The organism is Streptomyces sp. NPDC024632 (genome assembly GCF_055559175.1).
In genome coordinates, this window is sequence record NZ_JBVHLD010000009.1 from 278,529 (window position 1) to 297,040 (window position 18,512).

17 protein-coding genes, 1 tRNA gene and 1 pseudogene are annotated in these 18,512 nt (G+C 72.1%); 13 read left to right on the forward strand and 6 right to left on the reverse strand.

Annotated elements, in window-relative coordinates; translation table 11 throughout:
• Nucleotides 1-125: 125 nt before the first annotated feature.
• Nucleotides 126-2,054 carry a hypothetical protein gene (locus ACZ37P_RS20850; RefSeq protein ID WP_467347958.1) on the forward strand — a complete coding sequence of 643 codons (1,929 nt, stop codon included), beginning with the start codon at nucleotides 126-128 and terminating at the stop codon, nucleotides 2,052-2,054.
• Nucleotides 2,055-2,111: 57 nt separating this feature from the next.
• On the opposite strand, the pseudogene ACZ37P_RS20855 reads toward ACZ37P_RS20850, so the two are convergent.
• The 4 genes and pseudogenes from ACZ37P_RS20855 to ACZ37P_RS20870 all read right to left on the reverse strand — a co-directional run.
• A pseudogene (locus ACZ37P_RS20855) lies at nucleotides 2,112-2,306 on the reverse strand (aminotransferase); the annotation flags it as partial.
• An 18-nt stretch (nucleotides 2,307-2,324) separates the two neighbouring features.
• Nucleotides 2,325-2,768: a type II toxin-antitoxin system VapC family toxin gene (locus ACZ37P_RS20860; protein ID WP_401851788.1), complete on the reverse strand. Its 444-nt coding sequence runs from the start codon at nucleotides 2,766-2,768 to the stop codon at nucleotides 2,325-2,327.
• The gene (locus ACZ37P_RS20865; RefSeq protein WP_401717289.1) at nucleotides 2,765-3,025 is read right to left on the reverse strand and encodes a ribbon-helix-helix domain-containing protein; all 261 of its coding nucleotides are present in this window, start codon (nucleotides 3,023-3,025) and stop codon (nucleotides 2,765-2,767) included. Before ACZ37P_RS20865 ends, ACZ37P_RS20860 begins: the two co-directional genes overlap by 4 nt.
• Nucleotides 3,026-3,078: 53 nt before the next feature.
• Complete coding sequence (locus tag ACZ37P_RS20870; protein WP_467347961.1) at nucleotides 3,079-3,549, reverse strand: ISAs1 family transposase; 471 nt, start codon at nucleotides 3,547-3,549, stop codon at nucleotides 3,079-3,081.
• A 373-nt stretch (nucleotides 3,550-3,922) separates the two neighbouring features.
• Between ACZ37P_RS20870 and ACZ37P_RS20875 the strand changes: the two genes are divergently transcribed.
• Together ACZ37P_RS20875 and ACZ37P_RS20880 are read left to right on the forward strand one after the other, a co-directional pair.
• Nucleotides 3,923-4,360: a DUF4259 domain-containing protein gene (locus ACZ37P_RS20875; RefSeq protein WP_467347962.1), complete on the forward strand. Its 438-nt coding sequence runs from the start codon at nucleotides 3,923-3,925 to the stop codon at nucleotides 4,358-4,360.
• Between the two features lie 129 nt (nucleotides 4,361-4,489).
• The gene (locus tag ACZ37P_RS20880; RefSeq protein WP_401717280.1) at nucleotides 4,490-5,032 is read left to right on the forward strand and encodes a DUF6368 family protein; all 543 of its coding nucleotides are present in this window, start codon (nucleotides 4,490-4,492) and stop codon (nucleotides 5,030-5,032) included.
• 81 nt (nucleotides 5,033-5,113) lie between these two features.
• On the opposite strand, the gene ACZ37P_RS20885 is transcribed toward ACZ37P_RS20880, so the two are convergent.
• Nucleotides 5,114-5,187, reverse strand: a tRNA-Ala gene (locus tag ACZ37P_RS20885).
• A gap of 758 nt (nucleotides 5,188-5,945) precedes the next feature.
• Entirely contained in the window at nucleotides 5,946-7,103 is a 1,158-nt protein-coding gene (locus tag ACZ37P_RS20890) for a pyridoxal phosphate-dependent aminotransferase (protein ID WP_467347963.1), read from the reverse strand.
• 441 nt (nucleotides 7,104-7,544) lie between these two features.
• On the opposite strand from ACZ37P_RS20890, the gene ACZ37P_RS20895 reads away from it, so the two are divergent.
• The 10 genes from ACZ37P_RS20895 to kynU all read left to right on the forward strand — a co-directional run bounded on the left by ACZ37P_RS20895 (nucleotide 7,545) and on the right by kynU (nucleotide 18,510).
• Nucleotides 7,545-8,069, forward strand: a complete 525-nt coding sequence (locus ACZ37P_RS20895) for a DUF2617 family protein (RefSeq protein ID WP_355346222.1) — start codon at nucleotides 7,545-7,547, stop codon at nucleotides 8,067-8,069.
• A gap of 288 nt (nucleotides 8,070-8,357) precedes the next feature.
• Complete coding sequence (locus ACZ37P_RS20900; RefSeq protein ID WP_391041565.1) at nucleotides 8,358-9,962, forward strand: polyamine aminopropyltransferase; 1,605 nt, start codon at nucleotides 8,358-8,360, stop codon at nucleotides 9,960-9,962.
• 318 nt (nucleotides 9,963-10,280) lie between these two features.
• Nucleotides 10,281-11,483, forward strand: coding sequence for an SRPBCC family protein (locus tag ACZ37P_RS20905; protein WP_467347966.1), 1,203 nt, complete (start codon nucleotides 10,281-10,283; stop codon nucleotides 11,481-11,483).
• Between the two features lie 23 nt (nucleotides 11,484-11,506).
• Entirely contained in the window at nucleotides 11,507-12,310 is an 804-nt protein-coding gene (locus ACZ37P_RS20910) for an aldose epimerase family protein (RefSeq protein WP_355346213.1), read from the forward strand.
• 29 nt (nucleotides 12,311-12,339) lie between these two features.
• Entirely contained in the window at nucleotides 12,340-12,882 is a 543-nt protein-coding gene (pyrE, locus tag ACZ37P_RS20915; protein WP_355346210.1) for an orotate phosphoribosyltransferase, read from the forward strand.
• A gap of 318 nt (nucleotides 12,883-13,200) precedes the next feature.
• Nucleotides 13,201-14,223, forward strand: a complete 1,023-nt coding sequence (gene fbaA / locus ACZ37P_RS20920; RefSeq protein WP_355346207.1) for a class II fructose-bisphosphate aldolase — start codon at nucleotides 13,201-13,203, stop codon at nucleotides 14,221-14,223.
• 264 nt (nucleotides 14,224-14,487) lie between these two features.
• A complete protein-coding gene (locus tag ACZ37P_RS20925; RefSeq protein ID WP_355346204.1) occupies nucleotides 14,488-14,901 on the forward strand; it encodes a DUF3151 domain-containing protein in 414 nt (137 codons plus the stop codon).
• A gap of 290 nt (nucleotides 14,902-15,191) precedes the next feature.
• Nucleotides 15,192-15,950, forward strand: a complete 759-nt coding sequence (locus ACZ37P_RS20930) for a DUF3152 domain-containing protein (RefSeq protein WP_402712766.1) — start codon at nucleotides 15,192-15,194, stop codon at nucleotides 15,948-15,950.
• Between the two features lie 438 nt (nucleotides 15,951-16,388).
• On the forward strand, nucleotides 16,389-17,225 hold the full coding sequence (locus ACZ37P_RS20935) for a tryptophan 2,3-dioxygenase family protein (RefSeq protein WP_401851871.1): 837 nt from the start codon (nucleotides 16,389-16,391) through the stop codon (nucleotides 17,223-17,225).
• The gene (kynU, locus tag ACZ37P_RS20940) at nucleotides 17,218-18,510 is read left to right on the forward strand and encodes a kynureninase (protein WP_467347970.1); all 1,293 of its coding nucleotides are present in this window, start codon (nucleotides 17,218-17,220) and stop codon (nucleotides 18,508-18,510) included. The genes ACZ37P_RS20935 and kynU overlap by 8 nt, the downstream gene beginning before the upstream one ends.
• Nucleotides 18,511-18,512: the final 2 nt, after the last annotated feature.

The window sequence follows — 18,512 nt, forward strand, 5'->3', positions numbered from 1 at the left end:
CACTCTCCCCAGCTCTCACACTGCTTAGGTTAGCCTAACCTAATCCCCCCTCGCCGTCGGGGTCACCTTTGCCCCTCCGGGACCCGCACCCCCGCGTCCGAACCCGGCCTCTCTAGGCTCCCCTGGTGGACACCTTGGGGGCCGGAGCGCCCTGGCACGTTCTGGAAGAGGTCCCGCCCGGGCGCGAGCGGACACCGGGGCTGCTGGCCGGACTCCTGACGGCTGCCGACCGGCGCGCCTCCTGGGCGGAGTTGGACAAGCGCCTCCGCGATCACGTCGGAGCCCCGTACTTCGCCCCGGCCGCCGCCGCTCTCCTCGGTCTTCTCCCCGCCCTCGACCCGCACCACCGCCGCAGGATCCTCGATCTGCTCGCCCGGCAGGCCCGCCTGCTGTCCGGGAAGCGGTGGCGGGAGGACCGGCTGGCGCTGGCCGCGCTGGTGGCCGGCCGGCCGCGGGTGGTCCCGTTCCTGTCCGACCCGCACGCGGGCGTGCGGACCTGTGCCGCCGTGTTCCTGGGGGAGGTCCCGGGCGACGACGCGTCGGCCCTCGACGGCCTCAGGAGGCAGGCGGCGGCTGAATCGGACCCCACGGCCCTGCAAGCCCAACTACTGGCGCTGGGAAGCCTGTCGGCGCACGGCGCGGTCACCGACGCGTCCTGGTTCCGGCCCTGGCTGACGCACCCCGACCCCCTGGTCCGGCTGGCCGCGATCCGGGCCGCCTTGCCGACCGCGACAACGTCCGCCGCCGCCAGGGGACTCGGCGGCACGGCCGGAAGCGCCTTCGTCGCGTTTGGTGCCGCGTCCCTGCCCGACGTGCCATGGGGGTCCCAGGGGCGCGAGGCGGTCCGCGGCTTCGCGGATCCGCTGCGGGCGCAGCCGCGGGAGGCGCGGGAACTGGTCGGCGCGTTGACCGGGGCCCCGAGGGCGGACCTGCGCCGCGCCGCCCTGGTGGCAGCCGACGCCCAACTGCGGTACTGGCGGCGTCCGTCGGCCGGACTGTGGGAAGCGGTCGTCGCCGGACTGGACGACGAGGACCGGGTCCGCGCGCAAGCGCTCGACATCCTCGCCGGGGGCGGAGCGGCGGTGACCCCGTACGCGGACCGGCTGGCGCGCTTCGTCCAAGAGCAGGACCGGGCCGCCACCTCGACGTTGACCGTCGATCTGGCAGTGCGGGCGCTGATGGGCGCGGCCGACGACCGTGCCCTGCCCCGGTACCGGGAGCGCTTCGGCAGCCATTACCTCAGGGGCGAGCCGCCGCCCCTGCGGTGGGCGCCGCACTTGCTGCCCGCCTTCCGCGAACGGCTCCGCGGCGGCCCCGGCACCCGGGGCATACCCGAGGTGCTGAACGCCCTCACCGCGTGGGGCCCGTCCGCCGTGCCCGCGACACCGGAGTTGGCCGGACTGCTCGACACGACGTACGCCGGGCCCGCGGCCGACGCCCTGGGGCGGATCGGTCCCGCGGCCCGCACGGCGGGCGGCGAGGCGGTGGCCGACCTGCTCGCCGGACTCGCCCGCGGTGACCTGCGTCCCCCGCGCGGCGCCGACGGAATCGGCTGTGTGCCGCCGCCCGCGTCGCAGGGGTGGCACGGCGCGCAAACCGCTGCCTGGGCGCACTGGCGCGTCACCGGCGACCCCGAACTGGCCCTGCGCGTGATCGGCGCGGCAGCCCTTGCGGGCCTCGGCCGCGCGGCACTGGCCCGTCTCGCCGACCTCGGCTCCCTCGCCTTCCGCTACGCGGACGCCGTCCGGCCGTTGCTCGGCTGCCCCGGCGCGTGGAGCCGGGTCGGCGCGGCCGAGGCATGGTGGCGGCTGACCGGCGACGCGGCCACCGCCGTCGACACCCTGCTGCCCGAACTGCGGCCGCTGGCCGCGTACGAGGTCACGCCGCTCGTCCTGCGAACGGTCCGGGCGCTGGGACGCATCGGCAGCCCCGCGGCGGCCGCGGCGCCGACGCTGCGCGCCGTGCTGGACGCGGACCGCCGCTACGGCGGCGGCATCCTCCTGGACGAACAGATCTGCCGCGCGGCCACGGAGGCGCTGGACCGGATCGGCTGAGCCGCCTCGGCAGCCCGGCCCCGCTCAGCTGTTGAATGCCGTGCGGAGGCAGTCGGCGGCGTCGCGCAGGCCCGCCGCCAGCAGGTCGCGCTTGGCGCGGAGGTCGGCGGCGAAGTCGGCGTAGTAGGCGTCGGGCAGGGCGAGGGCCTCGGCGACGGCGTACTGGAAGGGCCCGGAGGCGACGTAGGTGAGGAACTGCTTGGTGGTGCGGACGGCGGCCACCAGCTCCCGCGACCCCGTCACCCAGGCCACGCCGTTTTCACGCACTCATTACAGCGGTAGGTCGTCGGGCAGGACGCGGAAGGATTTGTGCCGGCTCAATGGGCGGACGGCACGGAAGTCCCGACGGTCGAGCGTGAGAACGGCGTCAGTGTCGTACTCGGCAGCGAGTGCGACGTTCACGGCGTCGGCGAGATCGAGGCTGAGCGCGGCATACCGGGCGCGCAGCGTTTGTGCGGCTGAGAGGTGAGCCTCGGTGATTTCCGGCACGACGATCCGGCTTGTCCGCATCCACCGCCGGATGTCGTCGATCGCGCTGACAGCCGCTTCCCGTCCCAGCTCGCGGGTCGCGACATGATCGATCTCGGCGAGCAGCAGTGGGGACATCACGAGGAGTCCGGCAGCCATGATCGCCTCGTTGGCCCCCTGGTGTTCCGGGTGCGTGGAGTCGAGCGCGGCCAGCAGGCCCGATGTGTCGGCGACGACGATGATCACGCCGTGACCTCGGAGTTGCCCTCGCGCCGGACGCCGTCGGCGACCGCGTTGCGGACGTCGTCCTTGGAAGGAGTACGCCCCGAACCTTCAAAGGTGCGGGAGAAAAGCGGTTCGTCCCAGACGCGGTTCGCCATGGCTGCGAGATGGATGCCCTGCCGGATGATCTCGGCTTCACTGACCCCGCGCCGGGCGGCGGCTTCCTTGATGATCGCCAGATCTTCCGGGTCGGCGTAGACGTTGGTGCGCTTCATAGGCATGTACCAAGATTAGTCCATGTACCACGAATGGTGCATGTCGGTTGGCGGCATAGTTAAGCAGCGCCTGGCTGCGAAACGCGTCCCCTGGCCTCCGGGCCATGGATGACTGGCGGCCGGGGTGCCCTGGCACGTGCGATGGCCATGGTCTTGAGCGAGCGGGACTCACTCCGCCCGTGTTCGGCCCGGGAGACGGTGTGCGCCACGGGCACCTTCTGCCATGGCAGCGCTTTGAGCTGGGCCGACGCGGTCGGCTGATTGCCCTTGATCACCGCGATGTAGTGGGCTTTCTTCTCCTGCACCAGCCAGCGCACCTGGTCTTTGACGCTGTGCAGGGCGTCGAAGGTGACCACGCCGCCGGTCAGTTCGCGTGGTTCGAGCAGCGGCCGGAAGGCGGCCGTCTCGTTGGCCTTGGCCCCCACCTCAGCCTGGGCCAGGGTGACGGCGAGGGCGTGGGTGACTGCAGACAGCAGGTGCCGGTGGCGCTGCCGACGGTGCGCGGACCCGGACAGCGCCTTGCCGTCCACCGCGATCGCCGCCCCGGGGCGCCGAGCTGACGGCGCGGGCATCGGTGTGGCCGCGTTCGGCCAGGTAGGCGCCGATCGCGGCGTCCAGGGCATCGCCGTCGAGGGCGGCCAGGAGCCGGGTGAGGGTGGCGTGGGGACGGGGCGCATGCACGCTGTACCTGCTGGAGCACTCAGAGGAGTACCCCGACAACGGCTGTCGCGATCTCCCGTATGCGGTCATGCGCGATGCCGTTGCGCTGCGCGATGTCGAGGGAATAGCCCGTGTGCTCCAATCGATGGCCTCCCGCCGCCTGCTGTGTGGCGCAGGCACGCTCCAGGCTCGGCTGTCGGTGGCCACTGCGAGGATTCCCGGGATGCTACGCGAGGAGATCACGTGGGTACCTGGGACATCGGCCCCTTCGACAACGACACCGCCGCTGACTTCGCCGGCGACCTGGACGAGGCGGCGCTGGAGGAGCGCGAGCCCATGATCCGCAGAGTCCTCAAGCGCGCTGCCGATGCCAGGGATTTTCTTGAGACCCCTGACGCCGAGCGAGCCGTTGCCGCAGCAGCCTTGGTCGTCGCGCGGCAGCCGGGCGGCCGACCCGCGTGTTCGAACTACAGTCCGTCGGAGCCGTTGCCAGGGCTTTCGGCTGAACTCCGGACGCTCGCTGTCGAAGCCCTGGACCAGGTGGTGGCTGAGTCGTCGGAAATCGCAGAGCTGTGGGACGACGTTGCGGAAGGGCGGAAGTGGCACCGGGACATCACCCGCCTCCGTGATGTCCTCGACCCTCCGGTACCGCCGCAAGAAGAGGCCGTTTTCGGGATCTGACCGGTGACGTATACCCACGGACCGTGGGAGGTGGGCCACGATCGGCTCCCGGCCTGGCCCGGGTTTGAGGAGCCGGCACGCTGAGTAATTCGTTGGGGACGGCGATCCCACCTGGCTACTCTCCGAGCCATGAGCGGACCCGTGTTGGTGATCGAATTGGCTGAGGCCCCGTCGCACGCGGCAATCCTGCGGGTCCGCGAGTTCCTGGTTCGCTCCTCGGTGGGGTTTGAGGAGACGCGGCTGGGCGAGTACAACGTGCACATCCGCGCGGAGAGCCTTGGTGTCACGGACACCTCGGGCGAAGACGGACGTCGGCCCATCTTGGTCTCCCTCGTGGGATCCGGTATCGGCGACGAGGTCGTCTTCGAGGCCGAACACGCCGATGAGGTCGACCAGGAACCTCTTATCGGGTTCGCTCCGACCCACGCCGTCGATGTCGTCGCGTTCTGCAACAGTCCCGTCGACCATGTCGTGGCGGCTCTGCTGACCGCCGCCGTCATGGACTTGATCGGCGGCATCGCCAACGTCGAACTACGGGAGGACCAGGTACCGATCGTGACCGGCCTTCCGGGCATCGTCGCGACGGTGACCGATCCGTGGCTCGCCGCGTACGGCTCAGCCGACTTCCTCAGGGCGTGGGTACAACAGCCCGGCTTCCGACTCCTGAAGTAGCCGGGAAAATGACGTTTCCCGGACCCCAGGTGCCCCCAGCTTCGCTGATCGGAAGGAGACCGATCCCGCGCAGGAAGGGGATGGGGCCGACCGGATTCGAACCGGCGTCCTCCCACATGCGGTGAAGGCGCGACGACCACTGCGCTACGAGCCCCATCCCGCTCGCGATCGTACGAGCCACCTGCACTCCACCGCTCCCGAATTATTCGAGCGTGATGGTGGATCGCTCGGTGCGGCCAGCCTGCGGAGGCTGAGTCGGGGCCGCCGGACGTGAACGAAGCCCGTCGGGGCTGCGCCATCGGCTTCTATCACGGATTTCCGGTCTGACCCAGCTCCTGATCGTGTGGGACTGTCGGCTCCGGCGCGGGGGCTCGAGGACCGGGTTTCTCCTGCTGACGAGTCGTGCCGATGGCGAGCGAGGAGACATGGGATGGATGCGGGAGACGGTGGGGTCGTGGAGAGGGCCGACTGAGGGTGTGGTGTTCCGGTCCGCTTTGTAGCCCGGAAAATGCCGTCAGGCAAAACGTGTTTTCTGCGGATCATTGTTGTCATCCGCCGCTTGGAGGGAGCCAGACCTCCGACCGACGGCCGCCCGGCCCTGTGGCGTTGGAGCACCACCCGCCGGAGCGCATGACGACCGCCCTAAACGATCTACCCCGGCGCCGCTGGCCTGCCAGCCGATACGGCGCCGAGTGAGGAAGCACTGTGGACCAGCCTACGTCTCGACTGTCACGGGCCTCGCCTTTGCAGCCCACTTGCGCACGGCAGAGGCCCCGCACCGCCGGTCGGCCAGAGCGCCGGACGTGTGGCCGACGAAGCCTCAGTGAACCGCTGCCCTGGCAGTGGGGATGTTCAGCAACCGGGCGGACGACTCTCTGCCGCCACCCGGACCCTGCATTACAGCTGTGAGCTGCTATCCGTGGAGGCGGGCTGCCGCTTCCTTGAGGACGTCTTGCCGCTTGCAGAAGGCGAAGCGGACCTGGGTGCGGCCGGCGTCGGGGTCGTCGTAGAAGACGGAGTTGGGGACGGCGACCACGCCGCAGCGCTCGGGGAGTGAGCGGCAGAAGGCGAGGGCGTCCTTCTCGCCGAGGGCCGCGATGTCCGTCGTGATGAAGTACGTGCCCTGGGGGCGGTAGACCTCGAAGCCGGCCGCGGTGAGGCCGTCGGCCAGGAGGTCGCGCTTCGCCTGGAGGTCGTCGCGGAAAGCGGTGAAGTACGCGTCCGGGAGGCGGAGGGCTTCCGCGATGGCGTACTGGAACGGGCCCGAGGCAACGTAGGTGAGGAACTGCTTCGTGGTGCGCACGGCCGCGAGGAGGGGAGCGGAGGCGGTAACCCAGCCGACCTTCCAGCCGGTGAAGGAGAAGGTCTTGCCCGCTGAGGAGATGGAGACCGTGCGGTCGCGCATGCCGGGGAGGGAGATCAGGGGGGTGTGGACGCCGTCGAAGACGAGGTGTTCGTAGACCTCGTCGGTGACCACGAGGAGGTCGTGGTCGACGGCGATGGCGGCGATCTCGGTGAGTTCGGCGGGGGTGAGGACCATGCCCGTCGGGTTGTGCGGGGAGTTGAGGAGGAGCAGCCGCGTACGAGGCGTGACGGCGGCGCGCAGGGCGGCGAGGTCGGGGCGGAAGTCGGGGGCGCGCAGGGTCAGGGGGACGCGGACGGCGCCCGCCATGGCGATGCAGGCGGCGTAGGAGTCGTAGAACGGCTCGAACGCGATGATCTCGTCGCCCGGTTCGAGCAGGGCGAGCATCGCGGCGGCGATGGCCTCGGTGGCGCCCGCGGTGACCAGGACCTCGGTGTCGGGGTCGAAGTCGAGCCCGTAGAAACGGCGTTGGTGGTCGGCGACGGCGCGCCGCAGCTCGGGGACGCCGGGGCCCGGCGGGTACTGGTTGCCGCGGCCGTCGCGCAGGGCGCGGACGGCCGCCTCCCGTACGGACTCGGGACCGTCGGTGTCGGGGAAGCCCTGGCCGAGGTTGATCGCGCCGGTCGAGAGGGCCAGCGCCGACATCTCGGCGAAGATCGTCGTACCGAGGCCGTCGAGGCGGCGGTTCAGCAGCGGCCTGTCCCGCATGCGGCCACCTGCTTCCAGCCCGCCGGCTTCCAGCCCGGCCATTTCCCGCCCGCCCGTTTCCAGCCCGCCTGCTCCCAGCCCGTCCGTTTCCAGCCCGCCCGCTTCCCGCCCGCCCATTTCCCGCACCCACTCTCCGTCGGAACCGTACGGGGACCGTACCGGGACGCGTCCCGGGTTCCGTACCGTACGGCGTCCGCCGCCGGGGGTGTGCGCCGGGCGCGCCCGGAAGCGGTGTGGGAACGACGTAGTGAACACGTGAGCCCTTAAGCGCTCCAAGGGATGGAAAGTACGCACAGATGGGTAAAAACGCTGAGGACGGCGCGAGTTTCATGATTCCGTAGCTCTCGGATCTACCGGACCCCACGTGGGCACCGAGCCGCCGCGTCTCTCCGTCAGACGCGGGTCGGCCCATCATCCACTGCGTGCTTGCGGAGCCGACCCATGCTCACCACCCTCCAGACCGCCTACACCGACACCCGTGCCGGAGACCTCGCGTGGTGTCTCGGGAAGGACCCGCTGCCCGCGCTCGCCGTGCTCGACCTCGAAGTCGGCGACACGCGCGGGCTGCGGGCCAAGGTCCAGATGCGGCTGCTCGGCGCGTCCCACCAGGTCCTGGTCGACACCGGTCGTGACGGCGGGTGTTCGGAGACCGTCGCGTGCATGCCGGGCAGCCAGGCGCCGCTGCCGTTCGGCGTGGCACGCAGGGTCGGCGGCTGGGACTACGAGTTCGCGGCCCGGATCGAGACGCTGTCGCAGGGCTCCTTCGCGGGCCGCGCCCAGGAGTTGCTCGCGCTGGTCGCCGACCACCCCAACGGCCTCGCGGGCACCTTCCCCGGCGACCCGCACGCCTTCACCGCGATGCTCGTGCAGTGCGCGGAGGGCAGCGTGCGGTGGCGCACCTGGCACGCGTACCCGCAGGAGGGACGGCTGGTGACCACCAGGACCCGGGTGAACGCCCTTCCTTGAAGGGATGTTGGGGCGTACGGCGCCGGTCCGCGCGGAGCCGCGCCTCCCGACCCGCGCGGTACGGACGTACGTCGGCGGCACCCGCGCGCGGGCGGTCCGGCGCGCGAACCGTACCTCCGTACGCACCGACGGACGAACGCCCGTACGGCCAGCGGCACATACGTCCACACCGTGCGCCGCACCCGTACCCCCGTGCGCCGGTGCGGTCCGCGAAAGCGCCGTCAACCGCCCCTGATTACACCCCTGTGGGTGACTTGTGCCGCCACCGGACTGACATAGCGTGCACTCATGATCGACCAGCCAGGCCGCACCGCGGCACCACTCGACCTGCGGCTTCCCGTGGCCGCGGGCGCCGCACGCGCGCTGGTCCTGGCCGCCGTCTTCGTCTGCGCCGCCTGCGGCCTGGTTTACGAGCTCGAACTCGTCGCGCTCGCCTCCTACTTGGTCGGCGACTCCGTCACCCAGGCGTCGGTCATCCTCTCCGTGATGGTCTTCGCGATGGGCTGCGGCTCGCTGCTCGCCAAGCGGCTGCGGATACGGGCCGCGGCCGGTTTCGCCGCCGTCGAGACGGCGCTCGCGCTGGTCGGCGGGCTGTCGGTGATGGCGCTCTACGCCTGCTTCGCGTGGGCGGGACAGGCCCGACTGGCCATGATCGGCTGCGCGTTCGCGATCGGCGTGCTGATCGGCGCCGAGGTGCCGCTGCTGATGACGCTCGTCCAGCGGATCCGGCGGCAGGACGCGGGCGGCGCCGTCGCCGACCTCTTCGCCGCGGACTACGTGGGCGCGCTCGTCGGCGGCCTCGCCTTCCCCTTCCTTCTCCTGCCGCACTTCGGGCAGTTGACCGGCGCGCTGGCCACCGGCGTGGTCAACGCGGTGGCGGGCGGCGCGACCGTGCTGTGGCTCTTCCGCGGCGACCTGTCCGCCCGCACCCGCTGGTGGCTGCTGGCCGCGAACGTCTCCGTGCTCGCGGTGCTCGGCGCCGCCGCCGCTGCCGCCGGGCCCTTCGAAGCGGCGGCGCGGCACGCGGTGTACGGGGGACAGGTGCGCGTCGCGGAACAGACCGCCGTGCAGGAGATCGTCCTCACCGGCGGCGGCAGGACCGGAGCCCCGCTCCAACTCTTCCTGGACGGACGGCTACGGGTCTGCGGCACGGACGAATTCCGTTACCACCAGGCCCTGGTGCACCCCGCGATGAACGGCCCGCACGGCCGCGTCCTCATCCTCGGCGGCGGCGACGGCCTCGCCCTGCGCGAAACGCTGCGCTACAGCGGGGTCCGCGCCGTCACCGTCGTGGACCTCGACGACGAACTCGTCCGCCTCGCCCGTACCGACCCCGGCCTGTCCGCGCTCAACCGGCACGCGTACGACGACCCGCGCGTCACCGCCGTCACGGCCGACGCCTTCGACTGGCTGCGCGAGGAGCGGCGCGGACCGTTCGACGTGATCATCGCCGACCTGCCGGACCCGGGGATCTCGCGCAGCGCGAAGCTGTACTCGGAGGAGTTCTACGGGCTCGCCGCGCGCACGCTGGCCCCCGGCGGGCGGCTCGCCGTCCACGCGGGCACGCCCAGCGCCTCCACGCACACCTTCTGGACCATCGAGGCCACCTTGCGGGCGGTGGGGCTGCGGACGGCGCCGTACTGGATCACCGGCCGCACGTGCGGGGCGCAGGCGGGGCCCGACCGCTGGTCGGGCTCGGTGCCGCCGTCCGCCACGAACTGGGGCTTCGTGCTGTCCGGCCTCACCACCCCCGCCATCGCCCTCCCGCCCCGCCACCCCCCTGACCTCTGGCTGACCCCCGCGCTGCTGCGCAAGGCCGCCGCCGCCCCGCTGGCCGGCCGCCCCACCGAGTCCCTCCCGGCCTCGACGTTGCTGCGCCCGAGGGTGCGGTGAGACGGCCGGCCAGCGGGGACGCCGGGTGGCGTAAGGGGACGGGACGCCCGCGTACGGGTGCGGGGGCGGGCGTACGGCGCCGGGCGTGTGCACAAGGGGGCGGGTGTACGGCGGCGGGCGTGTGCACAAGGGGGCGGGTGTACGGCGGTGGCGTACGGCGGCGGGCGCGTCCCTACGGGCCCGGGCCCGCAGGTGTACGGCGGCGGGTGTACGGCGGCGGGCGCGTCCGTACGGGCCCGGGCCGCGTGCCACGTATGCCCGTAAAAAGTTCCGCCCGCGAAGCCGCGTGGCACCGTCCCGGTGGGTAGGCTCCGCCGCATGGAGCACGAGGTCTTCGTCCCGGTCAGCCCCACCCGCATCGGCCACGCCCTGCGCAGCCCCGCGCGCGTGACCGCGAGCCTGCCCGGCTGGCAGCCGGACGCGTCCGGCGCCGCGGACGGCGCCGACGGGGCTGACGGGTCCGCGCCGGACGGCGGCGCCGCGGGCCGCCTCCGGCTGCGCGTGGGCGGCTCCACGATCACCTACCGCGGCACGGTCCGCGTCACCGGCGCCTCGTCGCCCTTCGCGGCGGAGGCGAGCGGTACGGAGGTGCGCGGTACGGGCACGGTCAAGGCCACGCTGGAGATCGTCGTGGCCGAGGCCACGCACCCGGAGCCGGGCGCCCTGCTGATCTTCCGCGGCGCGGCCCAGGCCGAGGGCCGCCTGGCGTCGTACGAGCCGGACGTCGTGGAAGCGGCGGTACGGCGGCTGCTGGACCGTTTCTCCGCGGACCTGGCGGCGCACGCGCCGGAGGAGGAGACGGCCCCGGACCCGGCGCCCGCCGACGTGACCGTCGAAGAAACGATCGTGCCGGTCGTGGAGGCAGGGGCGGCCTCGGAGCGGGCGGAATCGGCGGAGCAGGCGGAATCGCTGGTGCAGGCGGAATCGTCGGACCGGCCGGACGAGCCGGGCGCCGAGGCGGGAGCGGCGGACGCCGCGGCCAAGGAAGCCGCTGACACCGCTGGCGATACGGCTGACACCGCTGATGACACCGCGGAGGACGCCGCCGACACGCCCGCCGGGGACTCCAGGATCACCACGGAGTCCGACCCCTCTGACCCCTCCTACACCGCCGCCGACACCGCCGCCGACTTCGACGAGGCCGACTCCGCCGAGGCCGACTCCGATGAGGATGCCGAGCCCGCCGAGCCCGAGGCGGACGTCGTGGACGACCTCGGCGAGCCCGCCCCGCCGTCCGACCTGGACGACTTCGAGCTGGTCGAGGTCGAGGTGGAGGTCCCGGAGAGCGCCGCCGCGCTGGACGACCTGGTGCCGCCCGCCGAGGCCGCGCACGCCCGCCGCACGATGATCGGCCGCAGCGCCGAGGAGGTCGACCACGCGCCGCCGCGCGGACGCTACGCGCCCGTACCCGCGCCGGACGCCACCTCCGCGGCGGCGACCCTGCGCTGGGCGGCCCCCGCCGCCGCGGCTCTCGTCGCGTCCGCCGTGGTCGTCGGCCGGGTGCTGCGACGCCGCAGGTAACACAGCCCGGTTACTCTCGTTCCGTGTCGAACGAGACGAAGCTGACGGCGGGCGACGCCGAACTGATCCTGCGGCCCCACGACGGCTGCCGGATCGCCTCATTGAAGGTCGGCGGGACCGAACTCCTGCGCCAGGGAGACAAATTCGGCGCCTTCCTGATGGTGCCGTGGTGCGGCCGTACGGAGAACGGGGTGTTCCGCAACGGCGGTGTCACCCATCAACTCCCCGTCGACGCGCCCCCGCACGCCATCCACGGCACCGGGCGCCACACCGCCTGGCAGGAGGCCGCGCCCGCGACCGAGACCACCGCCGCGTACTACTTCGACCTCGCCGAGCCGTGGCCGTACCCCGGACGGGTGACGCACACCGTCGAGTTGGCCCCGCACTCGGTGAAGCTGACGCTCAGCGTCGAGGCGGACGCGTCCGGCGACTCCTTCCCCGCGCAGGCGGGCTGGCACCCGTGGTGGCTGCGCAACCTCGGCCAGGGCGGCCAGGACGTCGAACTGGCCTTCACCGCCGCCTGGCAGGAGGAGCGCGGCGACAACCACCTGCCGAACGGCAACCGCGTCGACCCCAGGCCCGGCCCCTGGGACGACTGCTTCGGCATGCCCGACGGCGTGGACATCACCCTCACCTGGCCCGGCGAGATGACGGTCCGGGTGACCAGCCCCTCCGAATGGGCGGTCGTCTACACCGAGCCGACCGAGGCGGTCTGCGTCGAGCCCCAGTCCGGCCCGCCGAACGGCCTCAACACCCTGCCCCGCCTGGTCACCCCGATCGACCCGCTGGAGATCAGCACGGAGTGGACCTGGCACCGGATCGGCTGAGCCCCCGGTCTGCCGGGATACTGGTCGGCATGAGTGACCAGACGCGAGACGCGCTGCTGCGGCAGATCAAGGACAAGGCCGTGGTGCACGGCAAGGTGACCCTCTCCTCGGGGCTCGAGGCCGACTTCTACGTCGACCTGCGCCGGATCACCCTGGACGGCGAGGCCGCGCCGCTCGCCGGACAGGTGATGCTCGACCTCACCGCCGAACTGGACTTCGACGCGGTGGGCGGGCTGACGCTCGGCGCCGACCCGGTGGCCACCTCGATGCTGCACGCCGCCGCGGCGCGCGGGCAGCGGCTCGACGCGTTCGTGGTCCGCAAGGCCAACAAGGCGCACGGCTTGCAGCGCCGTATCGAGGGCACCGAGGTCAAGGGCCGCCGCGTGCTGGTGGTCGAGGACACCTCGACCACGGGCGGTTCGCCGCTGACCGCGGTCGAGGCGGTACGGGAGGCGGGCGGCGAGGTGGTGGCCGTCGCCGTCATCGTGGACCGCGGCGCGGCCGGGGCGATCGCGGACGCGGGACTGCCGTACCTGGCCGCGTACTCGCTGGACGACCTGGGCCTCGCCTGAGTCGCGTGAGCCGCCTGAGCCGCGCAGCCGTGTCGCGGTCCTGAGTCGGTCCTGAGTCAGTCCTGAGCCGGTCCTGAGCCGGCGCTGAGCGGGCTCCGAGCTTGCCCCGACCGGGTCCTGAGCGCTTTCGACCGGCTCTGACCTGCGTTTTTCCGGCCTCTGGAGTGTTTCACGTGAAACACTCCGGAGGCCGTCGTCCACTGGGTGTGCACGGAGGTGGTGTATCCGTTCGAGTCTGGGAAGATGGGGGCGACAAAGACGTCGCCACGCCAGTAAGGCCACAGCAGGACCACCCGCAGATCATGAGGAGCGGACACGATGCCCATCGCAACCCCCGAGGTCTACAGCGAGATGCTCGACCGGGCGAAGGCAGGCAAGTTCGCCTACCCGGCCATCAATGTCACCTCGTCGCAGACCCTGCACGCCGCGCTGCGCGGCCTCGCCGAGGCGGAGAGCGACGGCATCATCCAGATCTCCACGGGCGGCGCGGAGTTCCTGGGCGGTCAGTACAACAAGGACATGGTGACCGGCTCGGTCGCGCTCGCCGAGTTCGCGCACATCGTGGCCGAGAAGTACCCGATCACGGTCGCGCTGCACACCGACCACTGTCCCAAGGACAAGCTGGACGCGTACGTGCGTCCGCTGCTGAAGGTGTCGCAGGAGCGCGTGGCCGCGGGCCGCGACCCGCTGTTCCAGTCCCACATGTGGGACGGCTCGGCGGAGAACCTGGACGACAACCTCGCCATCGCCAAGGAACTGCTGGCCGAGGCCGTCAAGGCCAAGATCATCCTGGAGATGGAGATCACCCCGACCGGCGGTGAGGAGGACGGCGTCTCGCACGAGATCAACGACAACCTCTACACCACCGTCGACGACGCCTACCGCACCGTCGAGGCCGTCGGCCTGGGCGAGCAGGGCCGCTACCTGCTGGCCGCCTCCTTCGGCAACGTCCACGGCGTCTACAAGCCGGGCAACGTCGTCCTGCGTCCGGGCATCCTCAAGGAGCTCCAGGACGCGGTCGCCCAGAAGTACGGCAAGGCCAACGCCTTCGACTTCGTCTTCCACGGCGGCTCGGGCTCCACGCTCGAGGAGATCAACGAGGCGCTGGAGAACGGCGTCGTCAAGATGAACATCGACACCGACCTCCAGTACGCCTTCACCCGGCCCGTCGCGGACCACATGTTCCGCAACTACGACGGCGTTCTGAAGGTCGACGGCGAGGTCGGCAACAAGAAGACCTACGACCCCCGCGTCTGGGGCAAGGCCGCCGAGGCCGGCATGGCCGCCCGCGTGGTCGTCGCCGCCGAGAACCTGCGGTCGGCGGGCAACAAGCGCAAGTAGTCCTCCGGACGGGTTCCGGGACGGCGTTCCGCACGGGGCCGGCTTCCGGACGGGACCGGCTTCCGGACGGGTTCCGGGACGGCGTACTGCACAGGATCGGCTTCCGGACGGGTTCCGGGACGGACCGCATGACGTTGTCGGCCCTCGTACGGCTGGATGTGCGGGCGGCCTCCGGGCCTCCCCGCGCGGTTTCGGGCTCGCCGCCGAAGGCCCCTGGCATCTGCCGGGGGCCTTTCCGGTGGGGGCTCGGGCAGACTGGAACGCATGGCCATCAACGAGAACCTGCTCGGGGGACCCGCCCCGACCCATCTGCCCGAAGACCCGGAGCCGCGCGAACTGCTCGCCTCCGGTACCGCGCCCGCCGAGGTCGCGGCGAAATACCCGGCCTCCTCGCTGGTCTGGGCGCAGCTCGCCGACGACGCCTTCGAGGCCGGCAGCGTCGTGGAGTCGTACGCCTACGCCCGTACCGGCTACCACCGCGGCCTCGACTCGCTGCGCCGCGCCGGGTGGAAGGGCCACGGTCCCGTGCCCTTCGAGCACGAGCCGAACCGCGGCTTCCTCCGCGCCCTGCACGCGCTGGCCCGCGCCGCCCAGGCGATCGGCGAGCAGGACGAGTACGAGCGCTGCACGGTCTTCCTGCGGGACAGCTCGCCGACCGCCGCCGACACCCTGACCTGACGGCCGGCCCGCCCTTCTTTTCCTGTTTCCCCCGCGTTCCCCCTGGGTCTCACCAGGGGGAACGTGCTTTGTCGCAGTCGTGCCACAAGGGCGGACCGACGCCTCAGCCCCCGTATCCATGTGCGATTCTGATCCGGTTGTCCACACGCAGCACGGGGTGCGACCGGCAGGGGAGCCGGGGCCTCGACGACCGCTGCGCCAGCGCAGGGGGAGTCTTGGCACAGCCACGCCGTCAACCGGGCCGACGTCGGACGAGGGGCCGCGCCGCGATAGTCGGCTCCGCCCTGGCCGTGGGACTGATCATGGTGACCGCGGGCGTCGGGTACGCCACCTGGAACCACGGCAGGAACGTCGACTCCGCCGCCGCCATCGACCACGGCCTCGGCGCCACCACGGCACCGGCCCGCGACGCCAGCGGCAGTGACGGTGACACCGGGGGCGGCACTCCGCCGTCCGCGAGGGACAAGGCGGAGCCGCCGAAGGTGCCCGTCTCCGGCACCGGCCGCTTCAGCACCGCCGACGCCAGCGGCAAGGCCACGGGACACGGCACCGTCCGCCGCTACAAGGTCGAGGTCGAAGGCGGTATCGACCTGTCCGCCGCCGACGCCGCCCACGAGATCGCCGCCATCCTCGCCAACCCCCGCGGCTGGACCGCCGACGGCCACGACGGCTTCCAGCTCGTCTCCTCCGGCCGCGCCGACTTCGTCGTCAAGATCGCCACCCCCGACACCGTCGACGACATCTGCGGAGCCGCCGGTCTCCTCACCCGGGGCGAGGTCAACTGCGACGTCGGCTCCACCGTCGTCGTCAACCTCAAGCGCTGGCTGCTCGGCTCCCCCGAGTTCAAGGGCCCCATCGAGGGCTACCGCGCCCTGATCATCAACCACGAGGTCGGCCACCGCATCGGCCACGGCCACGAGGGCTGCCCGGGCCCGGGAAAGCCGGCCCCGGTGATGATGCAGCAGATCAAGGGCCTGAACGGGTGCCGAGCGAACGAGTGGCCGTACGACCCGAAGGGGACGTACGTGGGAGGTCCGGGGGTGGAGTGAGGGGTGATCCCTCTCGCGTTGGCTCAGGGTGGCGGCGGAACGTGCGGGGGAGCCGTCGTGGGTGAGGTCGGGGTGGCGGCGGAACGTGCGGGGGAGCCGTCTTGCGCAGGCTCACCGCGATCCCCTTTTTTTTGCCGCCCTTCCGCCTCCGGGCGCTTAGATCCGGTGTCGACGGTCCTCTTCGACGGTCGCTCGTTCCTCGCTCCCTGCTCATCGTCGCTTTCGACACCGGCGCGCCCTTCGGCTCCATGGCTACCGGCGAACCCACCTCGCGCAGCGGTACCGGAGGGGCGCAGCCCCTCGCGCGAGCGCACCCCGGGGGCGGTGGCCCTTGCGCAGGGGCACCCTGGGGGGAGCCGGGCCTTGCCGGATTGGGCCGCACCGCAGATGATCTCGGCGTAGCCCGGTGATCCCGGGTCCGCTTCTGGAGGTAAGACCATGTCCGACGCACCGACCGATGAGGCGGCGACCCCGAACCTCTCGTTCGAGGGCAGCACGCCGTACGAGGACTACGTGCAGGCGTCCGTACTGACCCACTTGCAGCACCCGTTGTCCGACGAGCCCGGCGAGATGGCCTTTCTGGTCACCACGCAGGTGATGGAGCTGTGGTTCACGTTGCTGGTCCACGAATGGACCACCGCGGCGGCGGCGCTCAGGGAGGACGACCTGCCGACGGCGATGGCGGCGCTCAGGCGCAGCCTGCCGGAGCTGGAGTCGCTGAACGCCTCGTGGAAACCGATCGCCAATCTCACCCCCGCGCAGTTCAACGCGTACCGGTCGGCTCTCGGTGAGGGCTCCGGGTTCCAGTCGGCGATGTACCGGCGGCTGGAGTTCCTGCTCGGGGACAAGTCCGCGTCGATGCTGGTGCCGCACCGGGGCACCCCCAGCGCGCACGCGGAGCTGGAGAAGGCGCTGACCGAGCCGAGCCTGTACGACGAGGTGCTGCGGCTGCTCAGCCGCCGCGGCTACGCGGTGCCCGCCGAGGTGCTGGAGCGCGACCCGGCGCTGCGGTACGAGCCGCACGCGGAGGTCGAGCGGGCGTGGCAGAGCGTATACGCGGACGCCGACCAGGACACCGAGCTGATCAGGCTCGGCGAGGCCCTGACGGATGTCGCCGAGCTGGTCTGGCGCTGGCGCAACGACCACCTGGTGGCCACGCGCAGGGCGATGGGCGCCAAGTCGGGCACGGGCGGTTCGGCGGGGGTGGCCTGGCTGGAGAAGCGCGCCACGAAGAACGTCTTTCCCGAGCTGTGGACGGCGCGCAGCCATGTCTGAGGCCGTCGCGGCACGGGATGCCGCCCTTCAGGACCGCGCGGACGCGCTGGACGCCGCCGATCCGCTGGCCGCCGTGCGGGACCGCTTCGTGCTGGACGACACCGTCTATCTGGACGGCAACTCGCTGGGCGCGCTGTCCACCGCCGTGCTGCCCCGGCTGAGCGACGTCGTCACCCGGGAGTGGGGCGAGCTGCGCATCCGGTCCTGGGAGGAGAGCGGCTGGTGGACCGCACCCGAGCGGATCGGCGACCGGATCGCGCCGCTGGTGGGCGCCGCGCCGGGGCAGGTCGTGGTCGGGGACTCGACCAGCGTGAATGTCTTCAAGGCGCTGGTCGCCGCCGTGCGGATGGCGCCCGCCGACCGCACCGAGATCCTGGTGGACGCGGCGACCTTCCCCACAGACGGCTACATCGCCGCGTCGGCGGCCCGGCTGACCGGTCACACCGTGCGCGCGGTGGACGCGGCCGAGATCGCGGACGCGGCCGGTGACCGTACCGCCGTGGCGCTGGTCAACCACGTGGACTACCGCACCGGGCGGCTGCACGACCTGTCCGCCGTCACGGCGGCCCTGCACGCGGCGGGCGCCCTCGCGGTCTGGGACCTGTGCCACAGCGCGGGCGCGCTGCCCGTCGCGCTCGACGCGGACGGCGTGGACCTCGCGGTCGGCTGCACGTACAAGTACCTCAACGGCGGGCCCGGCGCGCCCGCGTACCTCTATGTGCGGCGTGAGCTTCAGCCGCGCTTCGACTCGCCGCTGCCGGGCTGGAACTCGCACGCCGACCCGTTCGGCATGGCCCCGGAGTACGCCCCGGCGGACGGCGCGCCCCGCGGGCGGGTCGGCACGCCGGAGATCCTGTCGCTGCTCGCGTTGGACGCGGCGCTCGACGTCTGGGACGGTGTCGCCGTCGCGGACGTGCGGGCCAAGAGCCTGGCGCTGACCGACTTCTTCCTGGACTGCGTGGCCGCGCTGGTGCCGTACGGGCGCGCCGAGCCGATCACACCCGCCGACCACGCGGAGCGCGGCAGCCAGGTCTCGCTGCGCTGCGCGGGGGCGGGCGAGGTGATGCGCGAGCTGACCGCGCGCGGCATCGTCGGCGACTACCGGCGCCCCGACGTGCTGCGCTTCGGCTTCACACCGCTCTACACCCGGTACGCCGACGCCTTGCGCGCCGCCCGCGTACTGGCCGACGTCCTGGCCGGCGGGCCGGGCACGCCCGTCGCGGCCCGACCCACCGCCGTACCGCAGAAAACCGACCCGCTCGACGTACCCGAAGGGACCACGTAACC